Below are 15,786 nucleotides of genomic sequence, written 5' to 3' on the forward strand. Positions count from 1 at the left end.
GTCATGGGCCAGTTTTTTGCGGTATTTGCCACCGATCATCCCGATCGGCTGGCGTTGCGTCAGCGCCTGCGGCCCAGCCATCAGGCGCATTTGCGTTCACCCGATGCGCATCACGTCGTCGTGCGCCTTGGCGGCCCGACGCTGGATGAAGAGGGCACGGCCATGAACGGCACGCTGCTGGTCATCGAGGCCGCTAGCTTGCCGGAGGTGGAAGCGTTCCTGCAGGACGATCCCTATGTTCAGGCCGGGCTGTTTGCGAGTATCCAGATCCGTCCCTGGAACTGGAGCCTGGGCAACCCCGAACTGCGCGGCCTGCTATGAACGATCGGGTCCTGTGCAAGCTCGATGACATCAAAGAGGGCGGGGCGTTGGGGCTGCCCGGCCCGCAGCACCCGCACCCGGAAGGCCTGGTGGTGGTGCGCCGGGGCGACAGTGTCTGGGCCTACGTCAATCGCTGCCCGCACTTCTCCGTGCCCTTGAATTTTCAACCACAGACGTTCTGCACCTATCGCAGCCAGATACTGATGTGCGCGCATCACAGCGCCATGTTTCGTTTTGAAGATGGCCAGTGCGTGGATGGGCCCTGCAAGGGGGCTCAATTGGAGTCAGTGCCAATACGCCTGGTTGATCGCGTCGTCATGCTGGAAACAAACAACTGATTAACTGTAGGAGCGAGCTCTGCTCGCGATGGCCTCGAGAGCGCCGCGTTTAGTCATTAAGTGCGCGTTATCGTTAACGACCATCGCGAGCAGAGCTCGCTCCTACAGTTTTTTTATGTGTTCGAATTAATGGTTATTAATATATGAAGACAGTGGCGCAGTTATTGAAATTGAAGGTCATGCAGAATCAGAAAGTGCACAGTATTAATCCGTGCGAAATGGTGCTGGATGCTTTGAAGTTGATGGCGGATAAGAATATCGGCGCGCTTGCGGTTGTAGAGAATGGCCAAGTTGTCGGTATTGTAAGCGAACGTGACTATGCCCGAAAAGTTGTATTGAAGGGACGCTCTTCAGTGGGAACTCCGGTCAGGGATATCATGAACTCTCCGGTGATTACGGTCAGTGCCAACCTGTGTGTGGAGCACTGCATGACCATCATGACCGAAAGCCATTTGCGTCACTTGCCGGTGGTCGAGGACGGCGAGTTGATCGGGCTGTTGTCGATCGGTGATCTGGTCAAAGAAGCCTCGGTGGAGCAGGCTGAACTGATCCGCCAGCTTGAGCATTACATTCGCGGGCATTGATGGGCCCTGAAAGAAACAAACCCCTGAACGCTCATACGTTCAGGGGTTTGTTTTTAAGCGCTACCTGACCAGGGCAACGTTGTCGGCCTACACCGACCATGGCTCTTCGCATTTAAGGGTGTAGCTGATTTCTAAACCCTCCTGACTTCAGCAAGCACCTGGCTATGTAATTGGTTAAATTTCTAAAGCCCAAGGCGGTACCTCGTAAGTGCTCAAGTCGCCCGTTGATAGCTTCTGTTGGACCGTTGCTGGTTCCTGGCCGGTCGAAGTAGGCAAGGATGCTCTCAGCGTATTTTTTCAGCGTTTCCCCCAAGCCTTTCACCTCGATGAGCGCTTTGGGCAAGTCGCTGGCTGTAATGATATTTATGACCTCTTCCATGAGTTTTTTACCACGTTTTCGATCCGGCTCGTTGTAGGCGCTGACCACCCGTTGGTACATGCTCCAGGTGCAATCCACTTCGAGGTGGTGCTCATCTGCAAACAGCTGGAACAGTTGCTTTTTGTTGGCGTCAGACAGGTAGCTGATCCGAGTCAGTAGCGTTCGACGGCTTTTGTAGAGCGGGTCATTTTTACGCCCTCTGCGGCCCAGGATGTCGTGTTGCACACGCCGGCGGCATTCATCCAGCATGTTGCTTGCCCAGCGCACGACATGGAAAGGATCCAGCACGGTTTGGGCTTGAGGCAGGGCTTCTTGCGCTGCAGATTTAAACCCCGTAAAACCGTCCATGGCAATGCTTTCGATCTGGTCACGCCACGATTTGGGGCGACTCTGTAGCCATTGCTTAAAGGCTTGTTTGGAGCGGCCTTCCAGCACATCGAGCAAGCGGGCCGGCCCGTTTTTGTTACGCACGGGCGTAAGGTCAACCACGATGGTGACGTACTTGTCACCACAGCGTGTATGTCGCCAAACATGCTCATCCACGCCCAGCACGGTCACACCGTCAAAACGTGTCGAGTCATTAAAAAGCAGGCGCCGTCCTTCGTTGATAATGGCATTATTAGCGGTGTGCCATGCAACATCAAGCTGGCTCGCAACACGAGATACCGACAGATGATCCAGCACGATGGCAGCTAATGCCCAGCGTATCGCCCCATATGAAAGCTTTGAACGTGGAGGTGCTGCACTGTTTGTATCTTCATGCCAGAAACAGCCGCAAGCACAACGCCAGCGACGGATACGCAGCAGCAATCTGGTTGGTCGTTGTCCGTAAGGTGTGTGAGCAAGATGCCTATCGACAGTACCGCGTGAAACACCAGCAGCCCCGCACTTGGGGCATGGCTCGGGTGCTTTGGTTAAACGACATTCGATGACGGCGCGCTCTGCACAAAGATGTTGTCCAGTGGCAGTCAGGCCGAGGTTATTCAGTTGGCAAAAGCTGGAAAGATCAGGGCTAGAAAAGGTAAGATTGTTCACGTCGGGGGCTTAGTTTTTGTTGGTGTGAGAGCTTACATTTTCTAAGATCCTCGACTCCTTTTCCAGCCGGTCAGATTTTTTCTACACCCTTAAATGCGAAGAGCCACTTTGACCTTCAAGCTCATGAATAACCTGAGCGGCTTGCCTAATTTCACCTTCAAGGGCAGTGATTGACTGGCTTGTGTGGGCTACCAGACGCTGGCCAGATGCCGTCTCAGTGTCTGCTCTTCCGGCCGCATCTGCAGCATGCTGTGCATTGCTCGCAACCTCTTGAATGCTTGCCGCCATTTGGTTTACTGCCGTTGCTATTTGATCTGTCTCTGCCTGCTGCTCAACTGTAAGTACATTGCTTGACTCAATATCCTTTAGTAGGCCTCGGGTGTGTTCGCTAAGCCGATTTGATGCATCACCTATGCGACCTACTATGGCGCCTGTTTCAGCTTGCATCATTCGTAAAGCAAACTCTATTTGGCCAAACTCATCGGTGCGCCCAGTGTAGAGGGATTGACTTAATGGGTTATTGGAAATATTCCTGGCTCTTTCAACCAGTCTTCCAAGAGGAGAGAGAATAGCCAAAACACTAACAGAGCTTAAGCTTCCTGACATTAAAGTGGCTAACAATAAGCTGCTTATTGATGTATCAGTAAGCATGCCGGCAGCCATTGCGCTTGATATAATACTACCCCATATGAGCAAGAGTATTTTCACGGAAAAGCTAGCAGCCAATTTCGGCCTCGCGGCCTTCCCGCTTCTCAATTGAGCATATAATTTTTCCGCAGCCAAAACCTGCTCAGGTTCAGGCTTGGTCCTTACAGACTGGTATTCAAAAATCGAACCATTCTTAGCTATTGGCGTTACATAAGCACTTACCCAATAGTGGTCGCCATTTTTACAGCGATTTTTTATTTTCCATCGAAAGGTTAAAACCACCGGCTTTCAGCCGGTGAGCTTTAGCGCCACCATGCGGGGCTGGAGGGCAAGCGCATGGATTACAGATACGGCAGTCATACGGTCTACCAGATCGAGTATCACTTTGTTTGGGTGACTAAGTACCGATACAAGGTGCTCAGCGGTGAGGTTGCTGAGCGAGTGCGAGAGCTGGTGAGACAGACGTGCGAAGCATTTGAAATTCGGATTGTGAAAGGTGTGGTGAGCAAGGATCACGTGCATATTCTGGTGAGCAGTCCGCCGAATTTGGCGCCGAGTGAGATCATGAGGCGGATCAAGGGGCGTACGGCGAGCAAGCTTTTCGAGGAGTTTCCCCATCTGAAAAAGCGCTATTGGGGGCAGCATTTTTGGGCTCGCGGGTACTTTTGCGCGACGGTTGGGCAGATGACGGAAGAGATGATCAAGCAGTATCTGGAGCATCATTTTGAGCCGAGCCCGAACGATAATTTCAGGATGGAGCCTGACTGATCCGACGCGTCGTTCAGTCGACGCGTATCCGGACTTTCAGTCCGTAAGTCACTAACCCACCGACTTCAGTCGGTGGTTGTTGAGTAGCCCCATCCATGAGCGGCCAGATTTTTATGTACTCCACATATGCTCAAATGCAGCAGGCGGCATATCTGGGTGTCTTACGATGTTGTGAGGCTGGCCTAATAGTTCTTCCTCAGTGAAACCACTGATTTTAATGAAGTCAGGATTAACGTACGTGATATGGCTTTGAGGGGAGGTAGTCGAAAGAATATTGGCATCTTTTGGGAGTTCTAAGTTTCGACCCGTCACTGGTAAATTCTGGCGCATAAGAGCCTCAAGGGTTGGCTGTTTTATTTTATTGTATTCGGCATTAAGCCCAATTTCTTTAGCGTTACGATAAAGCTAGCATGGAAACGATAGGTGCAAGCAAGTTAAGGGTTGCATCGCGCATGTCAATCTAGGCTATACCCTAACCTGATGTCAGATGCCATGTGTAAATTGCGTCAGGATAGGATTGAATTTTGAATTTATTGACATATCTCGTTGAAGGTCATAGAGTCTTCCCTGACATTTTGCAGGGAATTCCATGACTGGACAGCGCATTGGGTATATCAGGGTCAGCACCTTCGACCAGAACCCGGAACGGCAACTGGAAGGCGTCAAGGTTGATCGCGCTTTTAGCGACAAGGCATCCGGCAAGGATGTCAAGCGTCCGCAACTGGAAGCGCTGATAAGCTTCGCCCGCACCGGCGACACCGTGGTGGTGCATAGCATGGATCGCCTGGCGCGCAATCTCGATGATTTGCGCCGGATCGTGCAAACGCTGACACAACGCGGCGTGCATATCGAATTCGTCAAGGAACACCTCAGTTTTACTGGCGAAGACTCTCCGATGGCGAACCTGATGCTCTCGGTGATGGGCGCGTTCGCCGAGTTCGAGCGCGCCCTGATCCGCGAGCGTCAGCGCGAGGGTATTGCGCTCGCCAAGCAACGCGGGGCTTACCGTGGCAGGAAGAAATCCCTGTCGTCTGAGCGTATTGCCGAACTGCGCCAACGTGTCGAGGCTGGCGAGCAAAAGACCAAGCTTGCTCGTGAATTCGGAATCAGTCGCGAAACCCTGTATCAATACTTGAGAACGGATCAGTAAATATGCCACGTCGTTCCATCCTGTCCGCCGCCGAGCGGGAAAGCCTGCTGGCGTTGCCGGACTCCAAGGACGACCTGATCCGACATTACACATTCAACGATACCGACCTCTCGATCATCCGACAGCGGCGCGGGCCAGCCAATCGGCTGGGCTTCGCGGTGCAGCTCTGTTACCTGCGCTTTCCCGGCGTCATCCTGGGCGTCGATGAACTACCGTTCCCGCCCTTGTTGAAGCTGGTCGCCGACCAGCTCAAGGTCGGCGTCGAAAGCTGGAACGAGTACGGCCAGCGGGAGCAGACCCGGCGCGAGCACCTGAGCGAGCTGCAAACCGTGTTCGGTTTCCGGCCCTTCACCATGAGCCATTACCGGCAGGCCGTCCAGATGCTGACCGAGCTGGCGATGCAAACCGACAAAGGCATCGTGCTGGCCAGCGCCTTGATCGGGCACCTGCGGCGGCAGTCGGTCATTCTGCCCGCCCTCAACGCCGTCGAGCGGGCGAGTGCCGAGGCGATCACCCGTGCTAACCGGCGCATCTACGACGCCTTGGCCGAACCACTGGCGGACGCGCATCGCCGCCGCCTCGACGATCTGCTCAAGCGCCGGGACAACGGCAAGACGACCTGGTTGGCTTGGTTGCGCCAGTCTCCGGCCAAGCCAAATTCGCGGCATATGCTGGAACACATCGAACGCCTCAAGGCATGGCAGGCACTCGATCTGCCTACCGGCATCGAGCGGCTGGTTCACCAGAACCGCCTGCTCAAGATTGCCCGCGAGGGCGGCCAGATGACACCCGCCGACCTGGCCAAATTCGAGCCGCAACGGCGCTACGCCACTCTCGTGGCGCTGGCCACCGAGGGCATGGCCACCGTCACCGACGAAATCATCGACCTGCACGACCGCATCCTGGGTAAGCTGTTTAACGCTGCCAAGAATAAGCATCAGCAGCAGTTCCAGGCGTCAGGCAAGGCCATCAACGCCAAGGTACGTCTGTACGGGCGCATCGGTCAGGCGCTGATCGACGCCAAGCAATCAGGCCGCGATGCGTTTGCCGCCATCGAGGCCGTCATGTCCTGGGATTCCTTTGCCGAGAGCGTCACCGAGGCGCAGAAGCTCGCGCAACCCGATGACTTCGATTTCCTGCATCGCATCGGCGAGAGCTACGCCACCCTGCGCCGCTATGCACCGGAATTCCTTGCCGTGCTCAAGCTGCGGGCCGCGCCCGCCGCCAAAAACGTGCTTGATGCCATTGAGGTGCTGCGCGGCATGAACACCGACAACGCCCGCAAGCTGCCAGCCGATGCACCGACCGGCTTCATCAAGCCGCGCTGGCAGAAACTGGTGATGACCGACGCCGGCATCGACCGGCGCTACTACGAACTGTGCGCGCTGTCCGAGTTGAAGAACTCCCTGCGCTCGGGCGACATCTGGGTGCAGGGTTCACGCCAGTTCAAGGACTTCGAGGACTACCTGGTACCGCCCGAGAAGTTCACCAGCCTCAAGCAGTCCAGCGAATTGCCGCTGGCCGTGGCCACCGACTGCGAACAATATCTGCATGAGCGGCTGACGCTGCTGGAAGCACAACTTGCCACCGTCAACCGCATGGCGGCAGCCAACGACCTGCCGGATGCCATCATCACCGAGTCGGGCTTGAAGATCACGCCGCTGGATGCGGCGGTGCCCGACACCGCGCAGGCGCTGATAGACCAGACAGCCATGGTCCTGCCGCACGTCAAGATCACCGAACTGCTGCTCGAAGTCGATGAGTGGACGGGCTTCACCCGGCACTTCACGCACTTGAAATCGGGCGATCTGGCCAAGGACAAGAACCTGTTGTTGACCACGATCCTGGCCGACGCGATCAACCTGGGCCTGACCAAGATGGCCGAGTCCTGCCCCGGCACGACCTACGCGAAGCTCGCTTGGCTGCAAGCCTGGCATACCCGCGACGAAACGTACTCGACAGCGTTGGCTGAACTGGTCAACGCTCAGTTTCGGCATCCCTTTGCCGGGCACTGGGGCGATGGCACCACATCATCATCGGACGGACAGAATTTCCGAACCGCTAGCAAGGCAAAGAGCACGGGGCACATCAACCCAAAATATGGCAGCAGCCCAGGACGGACTTTCTACACCCACATCTCCGACCAATACGCGCCATTCCACACCAAGGTGGTCAATGTCGGCCTGCGCGACTCAACCTACGTGCTCGACGGCCTGCTGTACCACGAATCCGACCTGCGGATCGAGGAGCACTACACCGACACGGCGGGCTTCACCGATCACGTCTTCGCCCTGATGCACCTCTTGGGCTTCCGCTTCGCGCCGCGCATCCGCGACCTGGGCGACACCAAGCTCTACATCCCGAAGGGCGATGCCGCCTATGACGCGCTCAAGCCGATGATCGGCGGCACGCTCAACATCAAGCACGTCCGCGCCCATTGGGACGAAATCCTGCGGCTGGCCACCTCGATCAAGCAGGGCACGGTGACGGCCTCGCTGATGCTCAGGAAACTCGGCAGCTACCCGCGCCAGAACGGCTTGGCCGTCGCGCTGCGCGAGTTGGGCCGCATCGAGCGCACGCTGTTCATCCTCGACTGGCTGCAAAGCGTCGAGCTACGCCGCCGCGTGCATGCCGGGCTGAACAAGGGCGAGGCGCGCAATGCGCTGGCCCGTGCCGTGTTCTTCAACCGCCTTGGTGAAATCCGTGACCGCAGTTTCGAGCAGCAGCGCTACCGGGCCAGCGGCCTCAACCTGGTGACGGCGGCCATCGTGCTGTGGAACACGGTCTACCTGGAGCGTGCGGCGCATGCGTTGCGCGGCAATGGTCATGCCGTCGATGACTCGCTATTGCAGTACCTGTCGCCACTCGGCTGGGAGCACATCAACCTGACCGGTGATTACCTATGGCGCAGCAGCGCCAAGATCGGCGCGGGGAAGTTCAGGCCGCTACGGCCTCTGCAACCGGCTTAGCGTGCTTTATTTTCCGTTTTCTGAGACGACCCCAAAGTGTGGCAAGCCCATGGAGCCGCGGCTGCATGGTTGGGAAGCTCAGGATCGTTTCTACAACGCCAAGCAGCCATTTCTCTGCGATTGCGGCGCGCGTTATCTGCTTAAGGAAAATGCCGTTGCCAATGCATTCGATCATGCCGAGCCCGTAGGTGGTGATGCCGGCTTCGATCGTGCGGATAGGATGAACGTGTTTCCGAGTTGTATGTGATTTTCGGTGCTCTTGATGCCCCCGAGGCGGTGCTGGATCAGGTGCTAGCCGCAGCCGAAGGTGATTCGCTGCCGTACTCTACGCTGCTCCCATTCGAGAAGAAATAAATGGACAGGATTCATTGGTTTGCCGTTTCAAACCCCGAGCAGAAGCGGTTCCCCGAATGGAGGCGCTCTTTCGGCATTGACGACAACGGCATGGTCTTCGTGCCGGCAGCGATGGCCGGCGATGATTCAGAGATGCACGTCATGCTCTGCGCGGCTGCCGAAGGCCAAAGCACAATCGTTCACCTCGATCATCACTTCGTGCCCAGCGGCTGGCTCAAGCGAGAGTTCCCCAAACATATCGAGCTGATCGAGATCATCGAAGCCCGTGCACAATTGACGCTGGCGGCTGCCTTTCAGCAGCACGAGACCTAGGGGCACTGGTCAGGGCTTTGGGGCGTTAACCAGGAGCCCGGTCACGATCAACCCGGCGCCGGCGAGCCTCCGCAGCGTGATCGCTTCGCGCAGCAGTAGCCACGCCATCAGCATGGCTACCACGACGACGCCCTTGTCGATCAGCGACACCGTAGCTACGCCCGAGCTTCAACGTTTTGCAATAGAAGATCTGAGACAGCGTCGTGGTGATGCTGGAGAGACCAAGCCACAGCAGGTTGCGCTGGCTGACCTCGGCGAGCTGCTATAGGGGGGGCTGCGACAAGGTGCAGTTGAACAGCCTACGAGTCGTCAGCACCAGTTCGCCGGGAAGCGTGGGCCGGGCGTCCAAAATAGGATTCTATAATCGCTCTATAATCGCTCTATAATCGACTATAAAGACCTATAAAGTTCATTCTAGAGCGGCTCAGCTGCCCGTAAACGCCAGCAGTGAGTCCGATTGCGCTTCATGTGGCACCGTTGTCCCTGATGTGTACCGATGTTAATGAGAAGCTGAGATTTGGCCCAAAGATCCAGCATGAAGCTCAAGGGCAGGTTTAGCTGCAAGGCCGCCAAAGGAGATGGCGGGGTCGATGTAGCGCATGGCGGACTTGATGTCCTTCCAGCCTACGTAGGTCATCAGCGCCTTGAGATCCCAGCCGTTGGCCGTGGCCCAGGTAGCGAAACCTCGGCGTAACGAATGGCTGGTGTACAGTTCGGCCGGGATGCCCGCACGCTGCAGGATCTGGCGTAGCAGGCTGATCAGGCTACCGGGATGCAAGGCCTCGTCGCTCAGGTGCCCCCAGCGATCCAGGCGGCGGAACACTGCGCCGCGGGCGATGCCGGCGGCACTGATCCAGTCGAGATAGGCCTGTACCGGGCAGAGGCGCTTCAGCGCGGGTGCGTAATGGGTCGTGCCGAGGTTCTCCCGGTCGCCCTTGCTCTGCGGCAGGAACAGGCTCATGCCAGCACCGGCTTCGGCTTGGATATGCTCGACCTGCAGTCGACAGAGTTCGTCGCTGCGAAAGCCCCGCCAGAAGCCGACCAGTAACAACGCCGCATCGCGCCGGCTGCGCAGCAGGCTTGCCAAATTGCCGGACTGCCGAGCCTGTTCGGCTTCTTGATTCAGCCACTGAACCGCTTGTTCCAGGTGCCGCAACTGCAACGGGGCTGCCTGTTTGGTCTGTGCCGGATGCAATGTGCGAATGCCTTTGAGCACCTGACGCACTGTGGGCGTCTTGGTTGGATCAGGGAAACCTTGGGTGATATGCCACTGAGCCAGGGCGGCCAGGCGCTGTTTGAGCGTGCTGAGGCTCAGGGAGTCGGCGTAGTCCACCAGATAACGCACGATGCTGTCGCTGGTGGTGGGCAGGAAGCCGCCCCACGTCACTTCGAAGTGCTCTATGGCCGACTGATAGCTGCGGCGGGTGTTTTCCCGCGTACCAGCTTGTAAATAGCGCCCGACGTCTTTCATCGCCAGAGGTTGCCCTTTGTGTACTGGAAAACGGCTACTAAGCGTCCGTTTCTGCCCATCATATTGAATAACCCTCCATTATTTTATCTGATTTATTTGCTTCTAACTGGCTTTACATCAATCAAATTTAATATGTAAATACATGGTATGTAATCCACCACGAAATCGTAGGAGCAGACCATGGCCCGTGGCGGCATCAACAAGGCGCTGGTTCAGAAGGCACGGCAGGCCATCCTGACGCGGGGCGAGAACCCCAGCATCGACGCGGTACGGGTCGAACTGGGCAATACCGGCTCGAAAACCACCATTCATCGCTACCTGAAAGAACTCGAAGACGCAGACCACGGCCGGAATGCGACTGCAATGCCGCTCAGCGAACAGCTGGCCAACCTAGTGGCCCAGTTGGCGGATCAGCTCAAGGAGGAAGCAAAGGCCGACGTAGCTTGCGGATTCCACGCTGACTCGGACACCCATTCCACGCACATCCGGACAGTGATTCCACGCTGATCCGGACACTCATTCCACGAGCATCCGGACACCGATTCCACGGCCATCCGGACACTTTCCAGGCAGGCAGCTACGCAGGATTTATTCACTACCATCGACCTCTTTTTCGAAGCAGAGAGGTCGTCGTGGAGCGTTTGTCCATGCGTAAAATCCGTGAGGTGTTGCGCCTCAAGTTCGATTGCGGGCTGTCTGTCCGTAAGATCTCCCGCAGTCTGGGCATAGGCCACAGCAGTGCCGGTGATTACCTCTGTCGCTTTGCCGCCAGCGGTCTAGCCTGGCCCTGCTCGTTGTCCGATTCCGAACTGGAACAGCAACTGTTCCCACTGGCCCCTGCGGTGCCCAGTGAGCAGCGGCCACTGCCTGATTGGTCTTGGGTGCACGCCGAGCTGCGTCGCCCCGGCGTGACCCTGGCGCTGCTCTGGCAGGAGTATCGCCTGAGCCAGCCGCAGGGTTTTCAGTACAGCTGGTTCTGCGAGCACTACCGGGCCTGGCAGGGCAAGCTGGACGTGGTGATGCGCCAGGAACATCGCGTCGGCGAGAAGTTGTTCGTCGACTACGCCGGGCAGACGGTGCCGGTGATCGACCGGCACAGCGGCGAGATCCGCCAGGCGCAGGTGTTCGTCGCGGTGCTCGGCGCCTCCAGCTACACCTTCGCCGAAGCCACCTGGTCGCAGCAGCTGCCGGACTGGCTGGGCTCGCATACCCGCTGCTTCGCCTTCCTCGGGGGCGTGCCGGAGATCGTGGTGCCGGACAACCTGCGCAGCGCGGTGAGTAAGAGCCATCGCTACGAGCCGGACATCAACCCGAGCTACCGCGATCTGGCCGAGCACTATGGCGTGGCGGTGGTGCCGGCGCGGGCGCGTAAGCCGCGCGACAAGGCTAAGGCCGAGGTCGGCGTGCAGGTGGTCGAGCGCTGGATCCTCGCCGCGCTGAGGAACCGCCAGTTCTTCTCCTTGAACGAACTCAACAGCGCCATCGCCTTATTGCTGGAGCGCCTCAACCGACGACCGTTTCGCAAGCTGCCGGGCTCCCGGCACTCGGCCTTCGAAGCCCTGGATCGTCCGGTGCTGCGGCCGCTGCCGGAGCAACCCTACGTGTATGCCGAGTGGAAGAAGGCGCGTGTGCACATCGACTACCACGTCGAGGTTGATGGGCACTACTACTCGGTGCCGTACCAACTGGTGAAGAAACAACTGGAAGTACGCCTGACAGCGCGCACGGTGGAGTGCTTCCACGCCAATCAGCGGGTGGCCAGCCATCTTCGCTCACCGCACAAGGGCCGGCACAGCACACAGGCCGAGCACATGCCCAAGAGCCATCGCGAGCACGCCGAGTGGACGCCACAACGGCTGATCCGCTGGGCTGAGCAGACCGGGCCGAACACGGCCGGCGTGATCAGCCACATCCTCGAACGGCGCATCCACCCAACCCAAGGCTACCGGGCCTGCCTGGGCATCCTGCGCCTGGGCAAGACCCATGGCGAAGTGCGCTTGGAGTTGGCCTGCCGTCGCGCCCTCAGCCTCGGTGCGTGCAGCTACAAGAGCCTCGAATCGATCCTGCGCCAGGGTTTGGAAAGCCTGCCGTTGGCTCAAGCCAACCTGCCCCTGCTGCCGGACGACCACGCCAATCTGCGCGGCCCCGGCTACTACCACTGAACACAAGGAATCCCACCATGCTGCCCCATCCGACCCTGGACAAGCTCCAGACCCTGCGCCTGACCGGCATGCTCAAGGCACTCGCCGAGCAACTGAAAACCCCCGACATCGACAGCCTGAGCTTCGTGGAACGCCTCGGCCTGCTGGTCGACCGCGAACTGACCGAACGCGACGACAAGCGCCTCAGCAGCCGCCTGCGTCAGGCCCGGCTCAAGCACAACGCCTGCCTCGAAGACATCGACTACCGCAGCCCGCGCGGACTCGACAAGGCGCTGATCCTCCAGCTGAGCAGCGGTCAGTGGTTACGCGACGGACTCAACCTGATCATCAACGGGCCCACCGGCGTGGGTAAAACCTGGCTGGCCTGCGCCCTGGCACACCAGGCCTGCCGAGAGGGTTACAGCGTGCGTTACCTGCGCTTGCCGCGCCTGTTGGAAGAGTTGGGCCTAGCCCATGGCGACGGGCGCTTCGCCAAGCTGATGAGCGGCTATGCCAAGACCGACCTGCTGATCCTTGATGACTGGGGCCTGGCCCCGTTCACCGCCGAACAGCGCCGCGACATGCTGGAGCTACTGGACGACCGCTACGGCCAGCGCTCGACCCTCGTGACCAGCCAAATGCCCGTGGACAACTGGCACGAACTGATCGGCGATCCAACCCTGGCCGATGCCATCCTCGACCGCCTGGTGCACAACGCCTACCGGATCAACCTCAAGGGCGAGTCGATGAGAAAGCGGGTGAAGAAATTGACGGCGCCGGGCGCCTCAGACTAACAATGCAACCCCTGCGTCGCTGCGCTCCGACTGCCTGTCCGAATGATCGTGGAACAGGTGTCCGGATCAGCGTGGGCTGAGTGTCCGAATGGCGTGGAATCCGCACGTAGCTCAGGAGCGCGAGCAACTGGCACTCGAACGGCTCGATTACCAGAACCAGGTTCAGCAGGCAGAAAGCCGTATCCAGAAGCTGGAAGGTCAGTGCATTGATCTCACGGAGCAGCTCCAGACTACCCAGCAAGCACTGCTGCAGGAGCAACAGTTGCGCCAACAGGCTGCGGTCGAGAATGCCCGCCTGCAGCAAGCCAACCACAACCAGGAAGCGCGCTTGCAAGACCGCGACGGGCAGATTAGCTCGCTGGAGGACAAGCATCAGCATGCCCGTGATGCCCTGGAGCACTATCGCCAGGCCAGCAAGGAGCAGCGTGAGCAGGAGCAGCGCCGGCATGAGTCGCAGGTACAACAACTGCAACTGGAGCTGCGGCAGCTACAACAGACCCTGATCGTCAAGCAGGATGAGCTGACCCAACTGAACCGCGACAACGCGCGCCTGCTCGCCGAGGCGCGGCAACTGCAGAAGGATCAGCATGCGCAGCAACAGCTTCTCGCTCAGAGGACTCAGGCCTTGGAGGTCGCACAAGGTAAATTGGCCGGTATTGAATGTACGAATGAAGCCTTGGAGCAGCGCTGCCACGCTCTGCAGGATGAGGTAACCCGGTTTGGTGAAGCCTCCACGATTCAGGCGCAGCAAGCGCAGAGCCTGCAGGAGCGCCTGGCTGAAGCCACCGCGCAACTGAAATTGCTCGGGCAGGAACCGCCCACGAGCAGCGGTGGCGCAAGTAGTTCATGATCCGGCACACTGAGGCCAGAAGCTGAGTGGAGGTTCAGATGACGCTACCCTACGTACGTACCCGCTCGGTTGAGCTCTGCGGACTTCATGACTGCAGGCCAGAGGCCCCCACAGAGGAAAACCTTTCCTCCAGATAGCAAAAACCCCGCATTCGGCGGGGTTCTTACTCAGGGTACAGAGGCACGACCATTTCTGGAAAACCCCTGTTTCGTGATCAAATTTAAGGCACCGCACCAAGGAAGGCAAGCCTCATTTATGCAAAATCACCTATCTTCTGCCCGGCTCGCCACGGTCGAGGCTTTCTTTCAGACCCGCACCAAGGCCGACTTGATCGGCTGCTACTCCTGGTGCCAAGCAGTCGGGGCTAGCCTCCTGCCAATCCTTGGGGACTACGAGGTTTCCCTTCGAAACGCACTTCACCGAGGGCTGTCGCAGTATTACGGCACCATCGATAGCTTCGAGTGGATGTTCAAGACCAAGCCGAATCCAGCAAAGGTATCTAACCCGAACGCGCCCGATTTGGCCTGGCACAGTATGACACCGAGAATGCAGGGTGACATCGAGGATGTTGCCGATAAGGTTCGTCGAAGGAGTCGCGGCCGCGCACCCACCCCAGACGATATTGTCTCTCAGCTTTCATTCGGGTTCTGGGAGCATCTGATTGCAGGCTTGGTGCACAAGGCGCATCCAGCTGACATGCAGAGGCGCGTTCTGAGCCTCGCTTTCCCCCAGGGTCCTGCTATGGGTACCACCGCCCATGGTGACAGGGCATTCGTGGATCAATTGAAGGGGCTCCTCTACCAGTTGCGCGACATCCGCAACCGCATTGGCCACCACGACCAATTGTGGAAAACCGCTGAGTTCGATCTCCACGGCAACAGAGGGTTTATTCCTCGTCGGCCACGGCACACACTGATAAGCCTGCATAAGTTCTTAGATCGCATTTCCTGGATGGCGAGCTGGATTGATCAAGAAATCTCAGACCACATGCGAAACTCAGATCACTGGTGGACTCTACAGGCACTGCTAAGCCAGCAAGCCCTGGCCGTTTACAGGAAGAACGAGGGAAAGGCCGGCTCTTTCGAAGCAGTTCTCCGATTAGCTCCGTGTCATGATGTGCCAGCCTGGCCGGACATGAGTTCAGGCATCCCGGAGAGGGCTCTCCAACTGCAGCATCGCGTGATCGTTAGGCAGTTCCACTTCTGAGGGGGAGACTCTCCGTACCGAGAAGGCCGCCTAAAGCGGGCAGCGCAGATCAGGCGTCCAGAGCTGATTCTATAATTGACTATAAAAGCCTATAAAGCCCATCCTGAAGCAGCTGCGCTGGTTATATAACCCTTTAAATACAATCAGTTGTAGCGCGCATGTCCTAATTTTCCTTTATCTCTGCATGTCCCGAGCAATGGTTCGAAAAGTCGGCTTGCGAAGCCTCAACGACTCCGTCGCCCCCATACCTACCCATACCTAAGAGAGAACCTGGCGTTCAATCTATTCGCCTCGCTGGCCGAGTGTAGTGCGCGAGCTGATCCGCGAGCTCCAGCCAGGCTTACGCAGCTCCGGCGCGGGGCCACGTCCTTGTGGATTGAGCAGGCGAGGAACTCACACTGGCACATCCTGACCTCTTCGCATCAGATGGGGTGAAAAGGCAGGGGCGACTGGTAGGTTCTGCACA

15 protein-coding genes and 3 pseudogenes are annotated in these 15,786 nt (G+C 58.1%); 13 read left to right on the forward strand and 5 right to left on the reverse strand.

Features of this window, described 5'->3' with window-relative positions; all coding sequences use genetic code 11:
* The first annotated feature begins 3 nt into the window (after nt 1-3).
* The 3 genes from KDB76_RS29525 (at nt 4) to KDB76_RS29535 (ending at nt 1,243) form a co-directional block, all read left to right on the forward strand.
* Nucleotides 4-321 (forward strand): YciI family protein, encoded by a 318-nt coding sequence (locus KDB76_RS29525; protein WP_038409886.1) that lies wholly within the window; start codon nt 4-6, stop codon nt 319-321.
* Nucleotides 318-659, forward strand: coding sequence for a Rieske 2Fe-2S domain-containing protein (locus KDB76_RS29530; RefSeq protein WP_038409885.1), 342 nt, complete (start codon nt 318-320; stop codon nt 657-659). Before KDB76_RS29525 ends, KDB76_RS29530 begins: the two co-directional genes overlap by 4 nt.
* A 143-nt stretch (nt 660-802) precedes the next feature.
* Entirely contained in the window at nt 803-1,243 is a 441-nt protein-coding gene (locus tag KDB76_RS29535; protein ID WP_038409884.1) for a CBS domain-containing protein, read from the forward strand.
* 112 nt (nt 1,244-1,355) lie between these two features.
* On the opposite strand, the gene KDB76_RS29540 is transcribed toward KDB76_RS29535, so the two are convergent.
* Together KDB76_RS29540 and KDB76_RS29545 are read right to left on the reverse strand one after the other, a co-directional pair.
* Entirely contained in the window at nt 1,356-2,657 is a 1,302-nt protein-coding gene (locus tag KDB76_RS29540; RefSeq protein WP_011920678.1) for an ISL3-like element IS1411 family transposase, read from the reverse strand.
* An 81-nt stretch (nt 2,658-2,738) separates the two neighbouring features.
* Nucleotides 2,739-3,587 carry a methyl-accepting chemotaxis protein gene (locus KDB76_RS29545; RefSeq protein WP_235208011.1) on the reverse strand — a complete coding sequence of 283 codons (849 nt, stop codon included), beginning with the start codon at nt 3,585-3,587 and terminating at the stop codon, nt 2,739-2,741.
* Nucleotides 3,588-3,641: 54 nt separating this feature from the next.
* Between KDB76_RS29545 and tnpA the strand changes: the two genes are divergently transcribed.
* Entirely contained in the window at nt 3,642-4,073 is a 432-nt protein-coding gene (gene tnpA, locus KDB76_RS29550) for an IS200/IS605 family transposase (protein ID WP_003460108.1), read from the forward strand.
* A gap of 114 nt (nt 4,074-4,187) precedes the next feature.
* Here the strand turns inward: tnpA and KDB76_RS29555 are convergent.
* Nucleotides 4,188-4,403: pseudogene (locus tag KDB76_RS29555) on the reverse strand (PAS domain S-box protein); the annotation flags it as partial.
* Between the two features lie 259 nt (nt 4,404-4,662).
* Here KDB76_RS29555 and KDB76_RS29560 point away from each other — a divergent pair.
* From KDB76_RS29560 to KDB76_RS29575, 4 genes are all read left to right on the forward strand, one after another.
* Nucleotides 4,663-5,223 (forward strand): recombinase family protein, encoded by a 561-nt coding sequence (locus KDB76_RS29560; RefSeq protein WP_000147567.1) that lies wholly within the window; start codon nt 4,663-4,665, stop codon nt 5,221-5,223.
* A 2-nt stretch (nt 5,224-5,225) separates the two neighbouring features.
* On the forward strand, nt 5,226-8,192 hold the full coding sequence (locus KDB76_RS29565; protein WP_001138064.1) for a Tn3-like element TnAs3 family transposase: 2,967 nt from the start codon (nt 5,226-5,228) through the stop codon (nt 8,190-8,192).
* A gap of 49 nt (nt 8,193-8,241) precedes the next feature.
* Nucleotides 8,242-8,439: a hypothetical protein gene (locus tag KDB76_RS29570; RefSeq protein ID WP_176491792.1), complete on the forward strand. Its 198-nt coding sequence runs from the start codon at nt 8,242-8,244 to the stop codon at nt 8,437-8,439.
* Nucleotides 8,440-8,546: 107 nt separating this feature from the next.
* Nucleotides 8,547-8,858 (forward strand): hypothetical protein, encoded by a 312-nt coding sequence (locus KDB76_RS29575; protein ID WP_034000034.1) that lies wholly within the window; start codon nt 8,547-8,549, stop codon nt 8,856-8,858.
* Between the two features lie 9 nt (nt 8,859-8,867).
* Here KDB76_RS29575 and KDB76_RS30040 read toward each other — a convergent pair whose 3' ends face one another.
* Both KDB76_RS30040 and KDB76_RS29585 read right to left on the reverse strand, forming a co-directional pair.
* Nucleotides 8,868-9,008, reverse strand: a complete 141-nt coding sequence (locus tag KDB76_RS30040; protein WP_228778722.1) for a hypothetical protein — start codon at nt 9,006-9,008, stop codon at nt 8,868-8,870.
* A 349-nt stretch (nt 9,009-9,357) separates the two neighbouring features.
* Complete coding sequence (locus KDB76_RS29585; protein ID WP_034000036.1) at nt 9,358-10,329, reverse strand: site-specific integrase; 972 nt, start codon at nt 10,327-10,329, stop codon at nt 9,358-9,360.
* A gap of 180 nt (nt 10,330-10,509) precedes the next feature.
* On the opposite strand from KDB76_RS29585, the pseudogene KDB76_RS29590 reads away from it, so the two are divergent.
* The 5 genes and pseudogenes from KDB76_RS29590 to KDB76_RS29610 form a co-directional block, all read left to right on the forward strand.
* Nucleotides 10,510-10,773, forward strand: a pseudogene (locus KDB76_RS29590) (DNA-binding protein); the annotation flags it as partial.
* 203 nt (nt 10,774-10,976) lie between these two features.
* On the forward strand, nt 10,977-12,491 hold the full coding sequence (gene istA, locus KDB76_RS29595; RefSeq protein ID WP_038408847.1) for an IS21 family transposase: 1,515 nt from the start codon (nt 10,977-10,979) through the stop codon (nt 12,489-12,491).
* A gap of 17 nt (nt 12,492-12,508) precedes the next feature.
* Complete coding sequence (gene istB, locus KDB76_RS29600; protein WP_038408850.1) at nt 12,509-13,264, forward strand: IS21-like element helper ATPase IstB; 756 nt, start codon at nt 12,509-12,511, stop codon at nt 13,262-13,264.
* A 106-nt stretch (nt 13,265-13,370) separates the two neighbouring features.
* Nucleotides 13,371-14,114, forward strand: a pseudogene (locus KDB76_RS29605) (cointegrate resolution protein T); the annotation flags it as partial.
* Between the two features lie 255 nt (nt 14,115-14,369).
* Complete coding sequence (locus KDB76_RS29610) at nt 14,370-15,320, forward strand: Abi family protein (RefSeq protein WP_052150483.1); 951 nt, start codon at nt 14,370-14,372, stop codon at nt 15,318-15,320.
* Nucleotides 15,321-15,786 lie beyond the last annotated feature (466 nt).

Source organism: Pseudomonas sp. JS425 (assembly GCF_018223845.1).
Taxonomy (GTDB): Bacteria; Pseudomonadota; Gammaproteobacteria; order Pseudomonadales; family Pseudomonadaceae; genus Aquipseudomonas; species Aquipseudomonas asiatica.